Origin of the sequence: Bacillus xiamenensis, assembly GCF_000300535.1 — a bacterium.
GTDB lineage: Bacteria > Bacillota > Bacilli > Bacillales > Bacillaceae > Bacillus > Bacillus xiamenensis.
The window spans coordinates 1-15508 of the sequence record NZ_AMSH01000073.1 but is presented as its reverse complement, the minus strand read 5'-3'; the positions used below and the strand labels follow the sequence as shown (position 1 = coordinate 15508).

At 40.1% G+C, this 15508-nt stretch carries 18 protein-coding genes and 2 riboswitches; of the genes, 4 read left to right on the top strand and 14 right to left on the bottom strand.

Features of this window, described 5'->3' with window-relative positions:
* Positions 1 to 58 precede the first annotated feature (58 nt).
* The 5 genes from BA1_RS16595 to htpX all read right to left on the bottom strand — a co-directional run bounded on the left by BA1_RS16595 (position 59) and on the right by htpX (position 3411).
* Complete coding sequence (locus BA1_RS16595; protein WP_008361379.1) at positions 59 to 241, bottom strand: hypothetical protein; 183 nt, start codon at positions 239 to 241, stop codon at positions 59 to 61.
* A complete protein-coding gene (locus BA1_RS19335; protein WP_008361377.1) occupies positions 234 to 398 on the bottom strand; it encodes a hypothetical protein in 165 nt (54 codons plus the stop codon). The genes BA1_RS16595 and BA1_RS19335 overlap by 8 nt, the downstream gene beginning before the upstream one ends.
* Positions 399 to 404: 6 nt before the next feature.
* Positions 405 to 923, bottom strand: a complete 519-nt coding sequence (locus tag BA1_RS16590; RefSeq protein WP_008361375.1) for a DUF421 domain-containing protein — start codon at positions 921 to 923, stop codon at positions 405 to 407.
* A gap of 97 nt (positions 924 to 1020) precedes the next feature.
* Positions 1021 to 2367: a TrkH family potassium uptake protein gene (locus BA1_RS16585; protein ID WP_008361372.1), complete on the bottom strand. Its 1347-nt coding sequence runs from the start codon at positions 2365 to 2367 to the stop codon at positions 1021 to 1023.
* Between the two features lie 144 nt (positions 2368 to 2511).
* A complete protein-coding gene (htpX, locus tag BA1_RS16580) occupies positions 2512 to 3411 on the bottom strand; it encodes a protease HtpX (protein WP_008361370.1) in 900 nt (299 codons plus the stop codon).
* A gap of 278 nt (positions 3412 to 3689) precedes the next feature.
* Here htpX and BA1_RS16575 point away from each other — a divergent pair, with 278 nt between their 5' ends.
* A complete protein-coding gene (locus BA1_RS16575; protein WP_008361368.1) occupies positions 3690 to 4406 on the top strand; it encodes a DUF1836 domain-containing protein in 717 nt (238 codons plus the stop codon).
* 124 nt (positions 4407 to 4530) lie between these two features.
* Positions 4531 to 4725 (top strand): alpha/beta-type small acid-soluble spore protein, encoded by a 195-nt coding sequence (locus BA1_RS16570; protein WP_008361366.1) that lies wholly within the window; start codon positions 4531 to 4533, stop codon positions 4723 to 4725.
* Between the two features lie 38 nt (positions 4726 to 4763).
* Here BA1_RS16570 and BA1_RS16565 read toward each other — a convergent pair whose 3' ends face one another.
* The 4 genes from BA1_RS16565 to BA1_RS16550 all read right to left on the bottom strand — a co-directional run bounded on the left by BA1_RS16565 (position 4764) and on the right by BA1_RS16550 (position 8606).
* A complete protein-coding gene (locus tag BA1_RS16565) occupies positions 4764 to 5954 on the bottom strand; it encodes an anti-sigma factor domain-containing protein (RefSeq protein ID WP_008361364.1) in 1191 nt (396 codons plus the stop codon).
* Complete coding sequence (gene sigI / locus BA1_RS16560) at positions 5951 to 6706, bottom strand: RNA polymerase sigma factor SigI (RefSeq protein WP_008361362.1); 756 nt, start codon at positions 6704 to 6706, stop codon at positions 5951 to 5953. Before sigI ends, BA1_RS16565 begins: the two co-directional genes overlap by 4 nt.
* A gap of 215 nt (positions 6707 to 6921) precedes the next feature.
* Positions 6922 to 7713, bottom strand: coding sequence for a TerC family protein (locus tag BA1_RS16555; RefSeq protein WP_008361360.1), 792 nt, complete (start codon positions 7711 to 7713; stop codon positions 6922 to 6924).
* A gap of 31 nt (positions 7714 to 7744) precedes the next feature.
* A riboswitch (yybP-ykoY riboswitch) is annotated at positions 7745 to 7914 on the bottom strand.
* 77 nt (positions 7915 to 7991) lie between these two features.
* Complete coding sequence (locus BA1_RS16550; RefSeq protein WP_008361357.1) at positions 7992 to 8606, bottom strand: DedA family protein; 615 nt, start codon at positions 8604 to 8606, stop codon at positions 7992 to 7994.
* 247 nt (positions 8607 to 8853) lie between these two features.
* On the opposite strand from BA1_RS16550, the gene BA1_RS16545 reads away from it, so the two are divergent.
* Positions 8854 to 11277 (top strand): bifunctional diguanylate cyclase/phosphodiesterase, encoded by a 2424-nt coding sequence (locus BA1_RS16545; RefSeq protein ID WP_008361355.1) that lies wholly within the window; start codon positions 8854 to 8856, stop codon positions 11275 to 11277.
* A 68-nt stretch (positions 11278 to 11345) separates the two neighbouring features.
* On the opposite strand, the gene BA1_RS16540 is transcribed toward BA1_RS16545, so the two are convergent.
* The 3 genes from BA1_RS16540 to BA1_RS19330 all read right to left on the bottom strand — a co-directional run bounded on the left by BA1_RS16540 (position 11346) and on the right by BA1_RS19330 (position 12528).
* Positions 11346 to 11810 (bottom strand): MarR family winged helix-turn-helix transcriptional regulator, encoded by a 465-nt coding sequence (locus BA1_RS16540; protein ID WP_145939385.1) that lies wholly within the window; start codon positions 11808 to 11810, stop codon positions 11346 to 11348.
* A gap of 359 nt (positions 11811 to 12169) precedes the next feature.
* Positions 12170 to 12334, bottom strand: a complete 165-nt coding sequence (locus BA1_RS16535) for a hypothetical protein (protein WP_008361351.1) — start codon at positions 12332 to 12334, stop codon at positions 12170 to 12172.
* A 38-nt stretch (positions 12335 to 12372) separates the two neighbouring features.
* Positions 12373 to 12528: a hypothetical protein gene (locus tag BA1_RS19330; RefSeq protein ID WP_008361350.1), complete on the bottom strand. Its 156-nt coding sequence runs from the start codon at positions 12526 to 12528 to the stop codon at positions 12373 to 12375.
* A 192-nt stretch (positions 12529 to 12720) separates the two neighbouring features.
* Between BA1_RS19330 and BA1_RS16530 the strand changes: the two genes are divergently transcribed.
* Positions 12721 to 13050: a MerR family transcriptional regulator gene (locus BA1_RS16530; protein WP_008361347.1), complete on the top strand. Its 330-nt coding sequence runs from the start codon at positions 12721 to 12723 to the stop codon at positions 13048 to 13050.
* A gap of 33 nt (positions 13051 to 13083) precedes the next feature.
* Here the strand turns inward: BA1_RS16530 and BA1_RS16525 are convergent, their stop codons facing one another.
* The gene (locus BA1_RS16525; RefSeq protein ID WP_008361344.1) at positions 13084 to 13482 is read right to left on the bottom strand and encodes a metal ABC transporter substrate-binding protein; all 399 of its coding nucleotides are present in this window, start codon (positions 13480 to 13482) and stop codon (positions 13084 to 13086) included.
* A 101-nt stretch (positions 13483 to 13583) separates the two neighbouring features.
* Complete coding sequence (gene mgtE / locus BA1_RS16520) at positions 13584 to 14942, bottom strand: magnesium transporter (protein WP_008361343.1); 1359 nt, start codon at positions 14940 to 14942, stop codon at positions 13584 to 13586.
* Between the two features lie 208 nt (positions 14943 to 15150).
* A riboswitch (M-box (ykoK) riboswitch) is annotated at positions 15151 to 15314 on the bottom strand.
* Between the last annotated feature and the right edge of the window lie 194 nt (positions 15315 to 15508).

Here is a 15508-nt window from a genome sequence, read left to right as displayed (position 1 = left end):
CAAAGAATGCGAAGGTTTGTCTACACGCTGAAACGATCCCTATGAGGAGCGTTTTTTTCTATTCCTTGTTCTGTTGTTCAGTATGACATTCCGCATCTTTTTTAGGCCTCATAAGGGTCTCGATCCATTTGCTGCTGTTTACATCTCCCAGCTCGCTGCCAAATTCTTCTTCTAAAATATCTGGGTTCATCGGTTTTTTATGATCTTTCATATCCTTGCTTTTCACATGCTTTTTAGTCACGAGATGCTCCCCCTTGTTTCCCTTGGTGAGAATTTCGGTTCGCCTGACGATCTTTTGATTGCTCGTCATATTGGGTTTGGCCTTGATCATGTGCCATGCTTTCTGTAGGCGTCATATTATTTGTTAGCGCTTCATTTTTCGCTGCTTTTCTTTTCATCTGAAATCAGTCCTTTTTTGGCATGTTTAATTCTTCTTTCAATTGGTCAAACATCTCTTTCATTTCCCTGACTGTTACTGGTTTTTCTTCAGGTTTTAATTCATAGCCGATTTGCCCATTAGCTTCTAGCGTGGCTTTTTTGAGACTGCAGATATCTGTGATGCCCTGCTGCTTTAAGCGCATTTTGAATTGATCCCTTGTAAGCCGCGTTTTTTTCAGCTTGTGATCAAGCATTTCTCCATCCTGTAATATCACCACAGACTTCCCTGAAACCAATTTTTCAAAGAAATCAAATTGGATTGACAACTTTTCCATGACCACAAGTGCCACAATAAAAATGGCGGCTGCATAGATGGTCTCAAGTAAATTATGTTCTATGAAGGGTTGGATAATAATCGACCCAATCGAAATCATAATAACGGTTTGTTGTACCGTCAATTGACTAATGGATTTCGGCCCTGCTATTCTTAGCAGCAAGGTTCCAACTAGCAGCATAACAATCGCTTTCCATAACACATCCAGCACGTCTCGTTCACCTCTTATCTATAGATTGCGAACATCACGCGCAATTTAGCCAGTTATATAATGGAAATAAAAAACCAGCATTCAGTAGGAATGCTGGCTAGCCGATGATCACACGCTCTTTCGGATAATGATAATTGGCTTCACTTTCTCTCCGGCCAATTAAATATAAAAAGCTTGGAATTCCAATCCGTCCAATAAACATGACCACCATAATAATACACTTTCCAAATACAGTCAGATCAGAAGTAATGCCGAGCGACAGCCCCGTTGTTCCGAAGGCAGAACAAACTTCAAATAAATTTTCAAGAAGCGTATGATGCTCTGATAAACTTAACAGAAACGTGGCGCCAAACACTAAAATAAAGGCCATCATCGTCACCATAAGAGATTTATTAATATCCGCTTGGTGAAGCTCTCTTTTAAAGATTTTAATGGACTTATTTCCTCGTGCAAAATGAAACAAGGCAAGTAAATTAAGGGCAAATGTGGTTGTCCTAATCCCGCCCCCAACCGAGCTTGGAGAGGCTCCGATAAACATGAGCATACAGAGAAATAACAGCGTCGGTTCTGTCAGCTGTGTAATATCTAACGTGGTCAGTCCACCACTTCTTGTTGCCGTTGATTGAAACAAAGAATAAAACAAAATCTCATGCCAGCTCTTTCCTAGAAAGGTAAAACGAGCCTCCAGTGCATACATTCCAATGGCCCCGACAACGACAAGTCCCCCAAACGTAATCGTTGTAATTTTCGTAAACAGGGAAAACGATGCATGCTTTCGGTCCTGATTGATTAAATAATCCTTTACTTCGACCAGTACCGGAAAGCCGATGGCGCCAAAAATGATGAGCAGCATCGTAATAAATTGTACGAAATAGTCATCCTTATAAGGAATTAACGAATTCCCTGTAATATCAAAGCCTCCATTGGTTGTCGCACTAATGCTTGAGAAGAAGCCATGTAAGAAGGCTCCTTCCACGTCGTAATACTTTAGAAAATACATACTTAAAATCAGACCGCCTACAAACTCTATCAGCAAAATTAAATATAAGACCTGCTTCATTAGTTTTACAATTCCTGATAAATTGCTTTGGTTTTGGTCTGCCATAATAAGTTTTCTTTCTTTAATCCCGATCCTTTTTCGCATAACCAGCCATACGAAGGTGCCAAGGGTCATAATGCCGATGCCCCCGATTTGCAAAACAAATGCAAGGATCCACATCCCAGTCACACTAAATGTTTGTGAGGTATCGACAACGGTCAATCCTGTGACACTGACAGCACTCACAGCTGTAAAGAGTGCATCAATAAATGTCCACTTTACCCCGTCTTGATGAGCCACTGGCAGACTAAGCAGAATAAACGACACAGTCACAGCGAGAAAATAGTAAAGGGCGATCAGCTGGAAAGCCGACAGCCGGTCAATTAGTTTTTTTATTGGATTCATTGTTATTCCTTCTTTTATCTTTCTTTTCGAATACTTTATCATTTTAATGAAAAGAAACATGATTTTAAAGATATTTTATGCTTTATTTTCTTTTTCATCAAAAAGAAAAAAGACATCCTGTCAAAGAATGTCTTTTGATCTTTCTTATTTTGCTTCTAATCTTCTGATTCTTTCGTTTAAATCAGGGTGTGTTGAGAAAAGTGAAGCTTTTCTTTTACCACTGATTTTTAGTGTAGCAACAGCTGTTTGGTCATCATCTTTGATTCTTGACGTATACGCCTCAAGTGAGCGAAGCGCATGAATCATTTTATCTTTCCCTGCAAGGTCCGCACCGCCGCGGTCTGCATGGAATTCACGATGTCTAGAGTATGCAAACACGACAAGGCTTCCTAAGATAGAGAAAATGATTTGGAAGACGATCACAGCGATAAAATGAACAACCGGCACAAGCTCTTCACGTGAAACGAATCGACTTGCGATCCATGCCGCAATTCTTGAAAGGAAGACAACAAACGTGTTGACAATTCCTTGCAGTAACGTCATTGTGACCATGTCACCGTTTGCAACGTGAGCGACTTCGTGTGCGATAACACCTTCAACCGCTGCATCATCCATTTCATGCAGCAATCCAGTTGATACAGCAACAAGTGATCTTCTCTTAGAAGGACCTGTCGCAAAAGCATTTACTTCAGATGATTGATAAATACCAACCTCAGGCATTTTAGAAAGGCCTGCTGCTCTTGATAATCTGTGCACGCGGTCAACAAGCTGCTGCTCATCATAAGTTAATGAATCCTTTTCTGGGTTTAACACACGCACACCCATCATCATTTTTGCCATCCAGCGTGACATCGCAAGTGACATAAATGAGCCGACAAAACCGACAACTGCACTGAATACAAGAAGATACATGATATTAAGTCTTCCGTCTGCTCCTATATAAGAACCAACACCAGTTGCTGCACTAATAACCGATAGAACAATACCAATCGTAGTGATAACAAGAATGTTCGTTAATATAAACAGAAATATTCTTTTACCCATACATAACCTCCGCTGTCATATTAAGTTCATTTGAACTTATTAATAAAATTATAAAAATAAACGTCTCAAATTGCAAGGGAAAAGGAATCGTTTTCTATGTTTATCATAATGACTTAACCCCCGTCACTTCAATAATTACGCTACTTGCGATTGTTGAAAAGTGAACAAATTGTGACGATCTGCCCTTGTTTTAGTTTATTTTGCATTTTCAACAAAAAGAGATTATGATGTTGAATTAGATCAATAATCACGTTTTTGACGTTCAAATGAGGTGGAACATGGTGACTTTTAAATTAACGAGAATTGACATGACGAGACTTCTGTATTCTCTAAAAGGAGAGGGAGATCTGACTCCGCTTCAGCTTTTGAATTTATCTGTAAAAAACGACAAGGATCATGAATATGATGAATTAAAAATCCCTCCGTTTTTTGAGAAGCTCGAACGGCGGAAGCAAAAAGCAGAGCACGGACTTTCAACGAATGAAATTGTTGAGCTTGGCAACCTGTGTGAACTGACTTCTCTTAAATCGACAGCCATTCAGAACTGGATCAAGCGCGATATTAAAGATATGATCGGCCATCCAGAGCTTGGCAAGAAGTACTCCATTGATCAGGTCGTTATTTTATTAATTGTCAGGGATTTAAAATCAGTTTTTGACTTTGATACCATTCGCATGATCTTATCTGCCTTATTTAATACGATCACAGATCGATCGGATGATATTATCAGCCCTATCCGTTTTTATGAAGCATATGCGCACGTCCTTGATTTTATTTATCACCATACACATTTCCCATTAAAGGAAACGAATTTACGAGAAATGACAGAAGAACAGACAGACAAGCTCCGTGAAGAGTTTACAGAATTGACGAAGAATCAGTGGCAATTAATTAAAGGTATTATCAGTTCTACCGTCTTCTCTGTCTTCACTTCTCACTTGCAGAGCACAGCGCAAGAAATGATGTTTAATACGCTTCAGCTGAAAAAGGCTTAAATGAAAGCCGAGGTGACCTAGATCACCTCGGCTTTTTTTGTGCAGCAATTGCCAGCATAATTGCCAGCCGTTTTTTTCAAAATAAGAAGGCGTAACAAACATGAGGTGAAAGGAGGAAAACAACATGGCAAATCGAAATCAACTTCTTGTTCCTGGAGTAGAACAAGCTTTAGATCAATTTAAATACGAGATCGCTCAAGAATTTGGCGTGAATCTCGGTTCAGATACAGTCGCACGTGCAAACGGTTCTGTTGGCGGCGAAATAACAAAAAGACTCGTCCAGCAGGCTCAATCTCAAATGGGCAATTCAACTAAATAAAGACATGGTGAAATACGCCGGATCTATTCTGGCGTTTTTTATTGTTCGTATGTGGGCTCATCTCTGTTCTCACGGTAAGAGGGCGGTGTATTTTTTTCTTGTTGTTTGACGTCATCTCTTTTAGGTTCACCGTATGGACGCTTCTGACCGATGTTGTTTTTTTTTACGTGTTTTTCTGTATCATCACGTGATGTACCGTTCGGCTGCTTGTTTTCATCAGAATCAGTTGAGTGATTTTTTTTTTGCTCTTTGTCTTTTTCAAAAGGGCGGCCTTTTTCTTCCTTTCCCTTTTTAACCTTGTTTTCATCATTTGGGCTTGTTTGGTGAGGTTTTTGAACAGACCCTTGCTCTTCCCTCTCTACTTCTGTCTGCTCTTTGTCGTCGCCTTCAGGAGCCTTTTGATCTGACTGGATCTCATCGCTATCGTCTGACTTTATGTCTTCTTTTTTGTCTTGATCGGCTTGATCTTCATCAGCATGGCCAGGTTCGTCTTCTTTGACAGCCTCATCATCTGCTGTGTTCTCATCTTTCTTAACGTCCTCTTGTTCATTGTCTTGCATTTCTTGATTTCGAATATATGTGCCTGTAGACATACCTGCTTTTTGTGCTTTTTCTCTTGTTTCCAGGTCACCTTCTACCGTTTCCAGCTTATAATTGCGCTTTTGATATTCCCCCGAGATGGTGCTAATTTTACTTTTTACGTTTGTTTTATATGTATGATCCTGCTTGTTTTCATAAACAGTGGAGATATAGATCGGTTTAGAATGGTTGACGTATCCTTTTTTATCACAATCATCTATAATTTTCTGCACCACTTTGCTCATGTCGGCTTTTTCTAAATCTTCCATACTGGCCAGCACTTGCTTCGCATCTTTATTCAGCGGAGTCACACCGATCACTTGATAATTGTGATCGAGTTTCAGCTCAAAGCTTGGGTTAATGTCAATCGTCATATATGCATAAGCTTTTTGACTTGAGAAAGATGGCATCATAGTGAAGATCACGACAATAATCGCTGCAATTGATAGAATTCCTGCATTTAATGGACGTAAACGGAGCAGGTCAAAGAAACCGGCTCTTTTTCTTTCGAGACGTGATTCATTCGGAAATGTCACCTCTTGACCGATTTCATAGTCTTGCTGTTCATACTTCGTCCGCAGAAATTGTCCATCAGGGGTCAGCAGTGTGACATATTTTTTGTTTTTCTCTACTATAATGCCTCTTCTCATGAATTAAGCACCCCTTTAAGGTAATCTTTCAAATACACATAATCACCTGTCATAATGATCGCCATCGCAATGATATATTTTCTATTTCTCTCAATCGTTTTGCGGCTGACTGCCACGAGCTTTTCCAGCTGTTTGACGGGTAATTGTTTTTTCTGAAACAAAATGGTTCTCAACTCGTCGTTCTCAACGAGTGTATAAGCCACTTGAATGGCATTTTGCCTTGCATCTGCATGCTTTGGCGAATGCTCAAGCAGCTCTTGAAATGTAAGGCCATATACTTTCAATCGTTCTTTAAAATGTTCAATCTCTTCTCTTCTATGTTCTTGTTCAATTAAACGCCTATATTCATTTGCAGAAAGCTCTGCTTCAATCATACTTTGAGAGTATTCCCCATTCTCACTTTCTTGAAGGTCCATTTGAACCGTTGGTGCATTTCTTGCTTCTTTTCGAATATAGTCGATCACTTTTCTTTTAATAATTAACTCCGCAAAAGCAAGGAGTGAGTTCCCTTTTTCGGCAGAATATTTTTCTATCGCTTCATTAAAGGCAATTAAGCCTACGCTGAATTCATCATCTTTTTCATCTATATATCGTTTACAAACGGATGAAACCGTCTTAGCGACAAATGGTTTATATTGCTCTATTAATGCATTTTGCAGTTCGGTATCTCCCTGTTGGATATTGATAGCCGACTGCTCTAATGTTTGCTTTTTCTTTCCTTTTTTAAACAAAAGGCTAAGCAATGGTTTCACCTCAGTTCTCCCTATATTACTCATTTATGATAGCTAATTTATGAGGGAAGCGCAAAGGAAGAAATGAGGAATTCATTTCCTGTTACTCAATTATGACATGTATTTCTTTATCTACTTTACAACGTTTCGTTTAAAAGCAAAGAAATAAGGGGGTATCTCCCCCTTTTTTGTAATATATGTGTTATGAAAATGAAATGATATTTCTTTCAAAAAACCTATTCTTCCAGCCTCACCTCTTGTTTTTCCTCGTTTTGTTGACCATCTTTTCTTGATGGACTTGATAAAAACCAGCCAAAAGCTGCAATCGCGAGAAGGACCGTCCAGAAAATGATTTTCCATAATGTTGAATGGATGAAATGAGAGGACACGACACCAATGGCTGGATGAGAAAGTGTATAGAGCGTCAGCTTCACGCCAACCCATCCGACAATGACAAATGCGGCAGTTTCTAGGCTTGGTCTTGTTTTGAGCAGTTTCACAAATACAGTTGCGGCAAATCTCATGATAATCAAACCGATAATACCGCCTAAAAGAATGACGATAAATTGACCGCCATCAAGTCCGCCAATTTGCGGGAGACCTGTTTTCGGCAGTGTCACAGCTAAAGCAACGGCTGCTAAAATGGAGTCTACTGCAAAAGCAATGTCGGCCAGCTCGACTTTCACGACTGTTGCCCAGAAGCCGCTTTGTTTCATATTTGTATCTGTATCCTTTTTCTTAAATACGTGCGATTTTAAAATATGATGAATGGAAATATAAAGAAGATAAATTGCGCCAATGGCTTGAACTTGCCACACATCCACTAAAAACGAAATCAGAAACAGGGAACCAAATCGCATGACAAACGCTCCCGCAAGTCCGTAAAACAACGCCTTTTTTCTTTGCTTTTCTGGAAGGTGTTTGACCATCACAGCCATGACTAGCGCATTATCAGCTGCTAAAATCCCTTCTAATCCAATCAATACGAGAAGAACCCACCCGTACTCTAAAATAATTGCTGCATCCATCATCATTCCTCCTTGTTTTTATCTATTGTCCCACAACAGACAAAGGCTTATGAATGCAAAAAAGACCTTTGCCTGTAATGGCAAAGGTCTTGCTAGACATGTGATATGTAATCATGCCAACAAAGCCGATGGAATATCATTCCATGTAATGACGACTTTGTTTCCAGTTGATACCGGACGCTACTCCCCTTTGGTGGGATTAAGAATATTTAGATTACTTATATCTTAATCAACAGACACTGGATTGTCAACTGGTGACTCTTATCTCCATCTCGTGATTAAGCAGTTGGCGTTTCTGTATTTCGTTTTCTTCGTTTTAGCCACACGTAAAGAACAAACAATACGACAAAACCGATTCCAATCGGCAGCAGATATTGATCCAATATCGCCCCAACCTCTTTCCAGTTCTCCCCGAGCATCAACCCAAGATACACGTACACACATGTAATCGGCGTAATGGCCAAAAACGTATACAGGCAAAACGTCCACACATTCATTTTCGCAATACCGCACGGGATAGAAATAAGGGTTCTGACGCCTGGAATAAACCGGCCGCTAAACGCAACAAATCCGCCATGCTTTTCGAAAAAAGCATCCGATTTATCAAGTGACTCAGGTTTTACAAAAAAGTACTTCCCATATTTATTTAAAAAGGGTCTGCCGCCGTAACGCCCTAACCAGTACAAAGTCAAGGGGCCAACGACACCGCCAATGGAACCGGCAGCCACAACACCGATGAAGGTCATGTCCCCTTTTGAGACCCAGTAGCCCGCAAGAGGCAAAACCACTTCAGCAGGAACAAACTCAATGCATAATGCAAGGAAGATGCCAAAGTATGACAAATTTTTAAAGGCATCAGCTAAAGAAATAATAAAATCTTCGATGTTTATCAATCCCTTTCACACATAATCAGTTTGACAGGCTATACCGCTGATAAAACCGTGCCACCTATTAAACGAAGCAAACCTAGAAAACGATTCACTTTTCATTGTTTTTTTACATTAAATTTGATTTTACTATAAAAAATGAGGGGAAAAAATACTGATTGTCCTTTTTAAGTGAAGGAAAAGTGAACACAGTGACCATCCGATCCGATATATGAAGTATATGTCTGTTTTTAGATACAGGAGGTTTTCTTACATGACACATTTAACTGGAAGCTACAACGGATGGCTTGTCTGTCTGTCAGTCGCTGTCGCCGCTGTCGCCTCCTACTCAGCTCTTCAATTAGCGGGGCGAATGATTCAGTCAAGCGGTGCAAAGAAAAAAGTATGGCTGATCATTGGTTCGATGATCATGGGAATGGGAATATGGTCGATGCATTTTATCGGCATGATGGCCTTCCACATGCGATCTGGCATCACCTATGAAACGCCCTTACTCATTTTATCGATTTTAGCCTCTTTTATCGGCTCTTTAATCGCTTTTTCAATATGTATTCAGCAGCTGCTCTCCACAAGAAGACTGCTCATAAGTTCAATCACGATGGGTTCGGCTATTTGCAGCATGCATTATCTCGGAATGGAATCAATGGCCAATGTTACCATCAGCTATGATCCATTTCTCTTTTTCCTTTCGTTTTTTATTGCTGCGCTCGCTTCATTCTTTTCATTAAATCTTTTTTTTCGGCTTCATAAATATGGAAGAAAACGGGAGGATCAGCTGTTAAAAATAGCTGGTGCACTCATGATGGGCGTTGCCATTGCGGGCATGCATTATACCGGCATGGCGGCATCGACGATGTTTTTTCATTCAGAGGGTCAGATCGCTGCTGGTGGTTCTCTTGAAATGTCACCATTCAGCCTGTCCATTTTCATCGGTTTGATGACACTTATCGTCCAAACGCTCATGATTTTTGGCGCTTATATTGATCACCGAATCATGACTCAATCAGATAAGCTAAAGGAAAATGAGCAGCGGTTTCAATCGCTCATCAAACACAATATAGATGGCATTATTGTGTTATCTGTCGATCGAAAAGTACTATCTGCTAATGACTCAGGCAAACAAATTTTAAAGATATGCAATTCTTGGATTGGCGACGATGTGAGTCAATACGTGATGCCGACTGAGATGTGGGAAGATTTTATTCACCAGTCAAAAAAGGCCATCACACGCGAAGCAGAATTGAAAGCAGCAGATCGTTTTTATTATTTTCATGTCACTTACATACCTGTACACGTTAACAATACGCTTGACAGCATTTATCTTGTTTTAAAGGATTTAACGCAGCAGCGGATTGCTGAAAAAGAAATTCATGTGATGGCACATTATGATGCGTTAACTGAACTGCCTAACCGCCGTCACGGGATCAATTATTTAAATGATGTTCTATCCGCTCAAGAAGAGACAAGAACCTCAACGGCTGTTCTATTTCTTGATTTAAATCGGTTTAAAATTATTAATGATGCACTCGGTCATAACATAGGGGACCTGCTTTTGAAAGCCGCCGCAAACAGACTCACACAATGTTTACCGGACAATGGCTTTATTGCAAGACTTGGCGGGGATGAATTTTTAATGATTTTCACTCACATGAAGGGGGATACGTATCAAATTGAACAGCTTTCGAAAAATATCATCCGCCAATTTGAACGTCCTTTTTTCATCCAAAACCATCAGCTCATTACATCCATTAGTATCGGAATCGCCATCTCTCCGCAAAATGGCAAGGATGGCATGGAACTCATGAGAAAAGCCGATATGGCGATGTACTTATCGAAAAAGAATAAACAAAGTCGCTATGAATTTTTCACTGAATCAATGGAAAGATCTAGTGAGGACAGATTAAATCGGGAACTCGAGTTAAGAGATGCCATTCAAAGAGAGCAGTTTGTGCTTCATTATCAGCCGCAAGTGAGTGCCAAAACAAGACAAATGACAGGGGTTGAAGCCCTTTTAAGAATGAAAGCGCCAGACGGCTCTCTAAAATCACCTGAGGCTTTCATTGAACTAGCTGAGGAATCTGGCCTTATCATTGATATTGGGAGATGGGTCATTGATACCGCATGTAAGCAGGCAAAAATATGGTATGACAACGAATTGAAGATTCCTGTAGCGGTGAATTTATCTGCTAAACAGTTCAACTCCGAAGACTTAATTGATTTGATCAAGCTGACGCTGAAAAAATATGACCTTAAACCGTCACTGCTTGAGCTTGAAGTGACAGAAAGTATGACAATGGACAACATCAAGCAGTCAAAACAGGTCCTAACGTCTTTGAAGCAGCTTGGCGTTCGCATTAGTATTGATGATTTTGGTACAGGCCACAGCTCTTTAAGCTATTTGAAGGATTTGCCGATTCACCGCCTGAAAATTGATAAATCATTTATCGAGGATATTTTGAGCGATTCAAAGTCTGAGCAAATCACAGGGGCTATTATTGCAATGGGGCACCAGCTATCTCTAGATGTCATTGCAGAAGGTGTTGAAACCTTTGCACAAGCGCAGCTTTTATCTACGCAGGGCTGTGACGACTTACAAGGCTTTTATTATGCCAAGCCGCTTCCAGCAAGCGATATTGAAAAATTTATCGCCTACCCTGCACATCAGCTGGACACATAAAAAAGAAGACAAAGGGCTTAGCCCTTTGTCAATCATCTGAAAGGTGCCTGCCAGGGCATCTTTTCCTTTTATCTAAATAACAAATGCTGACTGTGAATACCTGCTTTTTTCAGCAGACTAATCAACTGCTCCTGTTCTTCACGCGAGAGGCCAGAAAATGCCCGCGCAATTCGAAGCGAATGGATCGGGTAAATCTTATCGAGATAACTGCGCCCTTTTTCCGTTAAATGGGCATAAACCGACCGTTTATCCTTAGGGTCTTGTTCTCTTTCAATGAAACCATTGCGTTCTAGCTTGTCAATTACATACGTCACATTCCCGCTGACAAGCAGAAGTCTTGAGCCGATTTGCTGAAGCTTTTGAGCACCTCTCGTATACAGCAATTCAAGAACGGCAAACTCAGTTGGATTAAATCCATGCTCCTTGCTGTCTCTAATACTGTGTTCGGATACGCTTTTAAATGCTCTTGCAAAAACCTTGTAAAGCGTCATTGAACGTTCTACTTCTTCTTCATTAAACGATAGTCTCATCACATATCTACCTCTTATAATATTTTTTTAACTTCAAGGCTTTCTTGCGGTGCAGTTGGAGCCTTTCGTAAAAAATAGAAGTACGTTTTTGAAAACCCTTTCAACCACATAAGTGACTCCATTCGTGTTATGTATAAGTTTTCGATATAAACTTTTAAAATCCTTCTTATTTTTCACAATCATCTCGAAAAAAAGCTTTTTCAGCAAACCATCAAATTGCGACAAGTTTTAACATAATCTGTAAAGACTCTTTATTTTCTTGCAATTCATTCGTCAAATTTCTACAAAATTCAATATTGCTATAATATTTAACACGCAAAAAAAGAACCCTTCATGTGACACACGCACATTTTAAGGGATTTTTACAGATAACGGTCTGTTTTGTTGAAAAAGAAATGATACTCTTTTTTTAAGTCACTATTTGTCATGTTCTTCGTCATATCAGGGCTATACTCCCCGAGTGAGCAAAGCTGCTTCGTATAATAATGCCTTTCTTTTGCTAACGCTTCTTTTAATATACGCCGCACGACATCTCCCCTCCTATCAATGGATATGGATCGGGTGCTTATGAAGACTTTTTATACAAATCATTTTGTACGGCTCTTAGAAGATCATGTGCATTCTGACCCGCAGCCTGCATGAACTGCTCCAGCAATTCGTCCCTCCTCACATCTAATGCGATGATTTCTTTTGCCATACGGATGATTTGTGTTTTCTCCATCATGTGCTCCTCCTCCTCAGTCTTCTCCTCATTATCATATTTACTTGTAAGATGGATTGCACGCTCGCTGTTAAGTTTCCTGCCATATTTTTTTCGTTTTTTTCATTTTTGTGTTATATTTTCTAACAAACGTTAGGTTTTTTTACTTTCCGTTCTATATAATATGAAAAAAAGACTTGCAGGGGTGAGTATATGACGCAGGAAGATGTATCTTATAAAGATAAAAAAGTCATTTCAATCGGGATTGTCAGCGAATTAACAGGACTTTCCGTCAGGCAAATCCGATATTACGAGGAACGTAAACTCATCTACCCCCAGCGCTCAACAAGAGGCACGCGGAAATATTCTTTTTCTGATGTAGAACGTTTAATGGATATCGCCAATAAACGGGAAGATGGTGTGCAGACAGCGGAAATTTTAAAAGACATGAAGAAAAAAGAACAAGCATTAAAAAGCGGGCAATTTAAGAAAAAAATGCTGGAAGGACAGATCAATGCACACTTCCGGTATAAAAATCGATAAACAAAAAAGAATCGCTCTTTTGAACGATTCTTTTTATTTAGATGAAGCGTCAGACCCTTCAACGACCCCTACGAAGTCAATAATCACGCCGCCTCTTTCAGGATCTTCTTTTACACGAAAGGCAAGTGCCTTTTTCTCTCCAGTTTCTACATCTTCATAATTCGCATGAAAGACGTGAATACTGGCTTCTTCCATTTGAAAATCTTCATAGGAAAGCGACTCAATGCCCCATTCCTTTTTCGATTTGAGAATGTCACTCGGGCTTGGGACCGCTCCTTCGACATAGACGTTCTCTATTTTTCTTTTATTTCCTTCGGTGATGGCTTCAAGCATATGCTCTGCAGCCACCAGCCTTCTGTCTTTCCCCTCGTCTTCTCTTTGACATGCACTAAGCAAAAGAACGCACATCAACATGAATCCCCATTTCTTCATGTGTCTCTCCCACCTTCTCCTTAAAATGTAAAGGATGGAAGCGCTATATGCAATCTTTATTGAAAAAAGACTGTAAAACGACATGTTTTACAGTCTTTTTGCTACATAAGCGTATGAAGGAATGCTGTCGCAATTCCAAAATAGATCAGCAGTGATAAAATATCATTTAATGTTGTAATCAGCGGCCCAGATGCAATAGCTGGGTCCACGTTTAATCTGTGTAAAATAATAGGCACGACCGTACCTGCCATTGTACCGATAATGAGTGTTGCAAGGAGTGAGGAACCGACAACAAAGCCTAAAACCACATTGCCCTGCCACACCATCGCAACGACGGTAATAATGACTGAACAAACAATTCCAATGTAAATACTTGTTCTCAGCTCTCTAAAAATAAGCCGCATAATGGTTTTTTTCGTTAATTTCTCTTTTGAAAGTCCTCGAATGACCACCGCTAGAGACTGTGTACCAGTATTCCCTGTCATACCTGCAATCATCGGCATGAAGAAAGCAAGAGCAACGACTTGCTGAAGGGTATCTTCAAAATAATTTAAGATACTGCCTGAAATCAGCCCGATGAATAAAAGCAAGATGAGCCAAGGAAGACGTCGGTATGCCGCAACAAATGCCGGCGTGTCAAACGTAATATCTTTACCAGAGGCAGCGAATTTCTCATAGTCTTCTCCTGCCTCTTGAATGACGACATCAATAATATCATCAACGGTGACAATCCCAACAAGGACATTATTCTCTTCTACAACAGGAATGGCAAGGAAATCATATCGTTCAATGAGCTTTGCGATTTCTTCCTGGTCTTGAAACGCTCCGACAGCAATCACTCTTGTAAACATGAGATCCTGCACCTTTTCATCCGGTTCACCTAAAATTAGGTCACGGTATGAGAGGACACCCACAAGCTGTTTTTGATCATTAATGACATAGAGGTAGTTGATGGATTCGGCAATTTCGGCAAAGCTTTTAAGCTTCACAACAGCATCCTGAACCGTATAATGCTGAGGAATCCATACGTACCGGTTGGTCATGATACGCCCTGCTGTCTCAGCAGGATAATTCATGAGAAGCTGTACGGCCTTTGATTCCTCGGCTTCCATGTTTGACAGCAGCTGATCTTTTAGCTCGTCATCCATTTCATCAAACAAGTTGGCTAAGTCATCGTTATCCATTTTGTTTGTGACGAAGGTGGCTTTGTCTTTCCCTACTTTTTCAAGGACGATCTCTTGATATTCACGCTCAAGCTCGCCCATCATTTCCGTCACATCATCGACTGTTAAAAAATGCAAGAAGCGGCCGCGATGCTTTTCTGGAAGCTCTTTAAATAAATAGGCCATATCATAAGGCTGAAGCTCTTCCATAATGTTTTTAAATTCTTTGCGTTTGCCGTCTCTTAATAAAATAATAATTCTTAAAATGAGTTCATCGTACGTAATGTTCTGTATCATCGCTGTTACCTCCCCAAAGTCAGGAGATACCCGAATCCCTTAGAATGTGCGGGGGTCAGGATCTCCTCTATCTGATGCGTCAATCTGATCTTTTGACATATTCTCTATGTGTCTCGAATCGGGATGATCCATCCCCACACCTCCTTTTCTCATAAAAAAGCACCTTCAACCGAATGAAGGCGCTTTGTAAGCATGACAAAATAAACACTTACTCCTTCAATCGTAGAGCTTTAGCACTGTATGGCATAGGACAAAACCAGCTGCATTAAAAATCACCTTATGTCGATGATTTCTGTTGACCCATTGGCGTCTTTGGACATTTTTGGGCAGCAGCGTATCTCCATACAGGAGCCTCACCTAACGAAGTCTCATATTGTTAACACAATGAGATTACAGAAAAAGCGGAATGATGTCAATAAGCAAGATGCCAAGTCTCGTCATGTATTCGCTTACTTTTCAAAAAAAGAGCGATAGACGTTGACCATCGCTCTTTGCTAAAAAAGGGCTAAAGTGATTTTTATTTTAGCACTTTTCTAGAGTGAAATCAAAATATTTTCATTATCGGA

Excerpts from the sequence above, each read along its gene's own strand:
- BA1_RS16575 (WP_008361368.1), top strand. The coding sequence starts at position 3,690 with ATGGTGACTTTTAAATTAACGAGAATTGACATGACGAGACTTCTGTAT.
- BA1_RS16565 (WP_008361364.1), bottom strand. The coding sequence starts at position 5,954 with ATGAGAAGAGGCATTATAGTAGAGAAAAACAAAAAATATGTCACACTG.
- BA1_RS16555 (WP_008361360.1), bottom strand. The coding sequence starts at position 7,713 with ATGGATGCAGCAATTATTTTAGAGTACGGGTGGGTTCTTCTCGTATTG.
- htpX (WP_008361370.1), bottom strand. The coding sequence starts at position 3,411 with ATGGGTAAAAGAATATTTCTGTTTATATTAACGAACATTCTTGTTATC.
- mgtE (WP_008361343.1), bottom strand. The coding sequence starts at position 14,942 with ATGATACAGAACATTACGTACGATGAACTCATTTTAAGAATTATTATT.
- BA1_RS19335 (WP_008361377.1), bottom strand. The coding sequence starts at position 398 with ATGAAAAGAAAAGCAGCGAAAAATGAAGCGCTAACAAATAATATGACG.
- BA1_RS16525 (WP_008361344.1), bottom strand. The coding sequence starts at position 13,482 with ATGAAGAAATGGGGATTCATGTTGATGTGCGTTCTTTTGCTTAGTGCA.
- BA1_RS16570 (WP_008361366.1), top strand. The coding sequence starts at position 4,531 with ATGGCAAATCGAAATCAACTTCTTGTTCCTGGAGTAGAACAAGCTTTA.
- BA1_RS16545 (WP_008361355.1), top strand. The coding sequence starts at position 8,854 with ATGACACATTTAACTGGAAGCTACAACGGATGGCTTGTCTGTCTGTCA.
- BA1_RS16530 (WP_008361347.1), top strand. The coding sequence starts at position 12,721 with ATGACGCAGGAAGATGTATCTTATAAAGATAAAAAAGTCATTTCAATC.
- BA1_RS19330 (WP_008361350.1), bottom strand. The coding sequence starts at position 12,528 with ATGGAGAAAACACAAATCATCCGTATGGCAAAAGAAATCATCGCATTA.
- BA1_RS16585 (WP_008361372.1), bottom strand. The coding sequence starts at position 2,367 with ATGAATCCAATAAAAAAACTAATTGACCGGCTGTCGGCTTTCCAGCTG.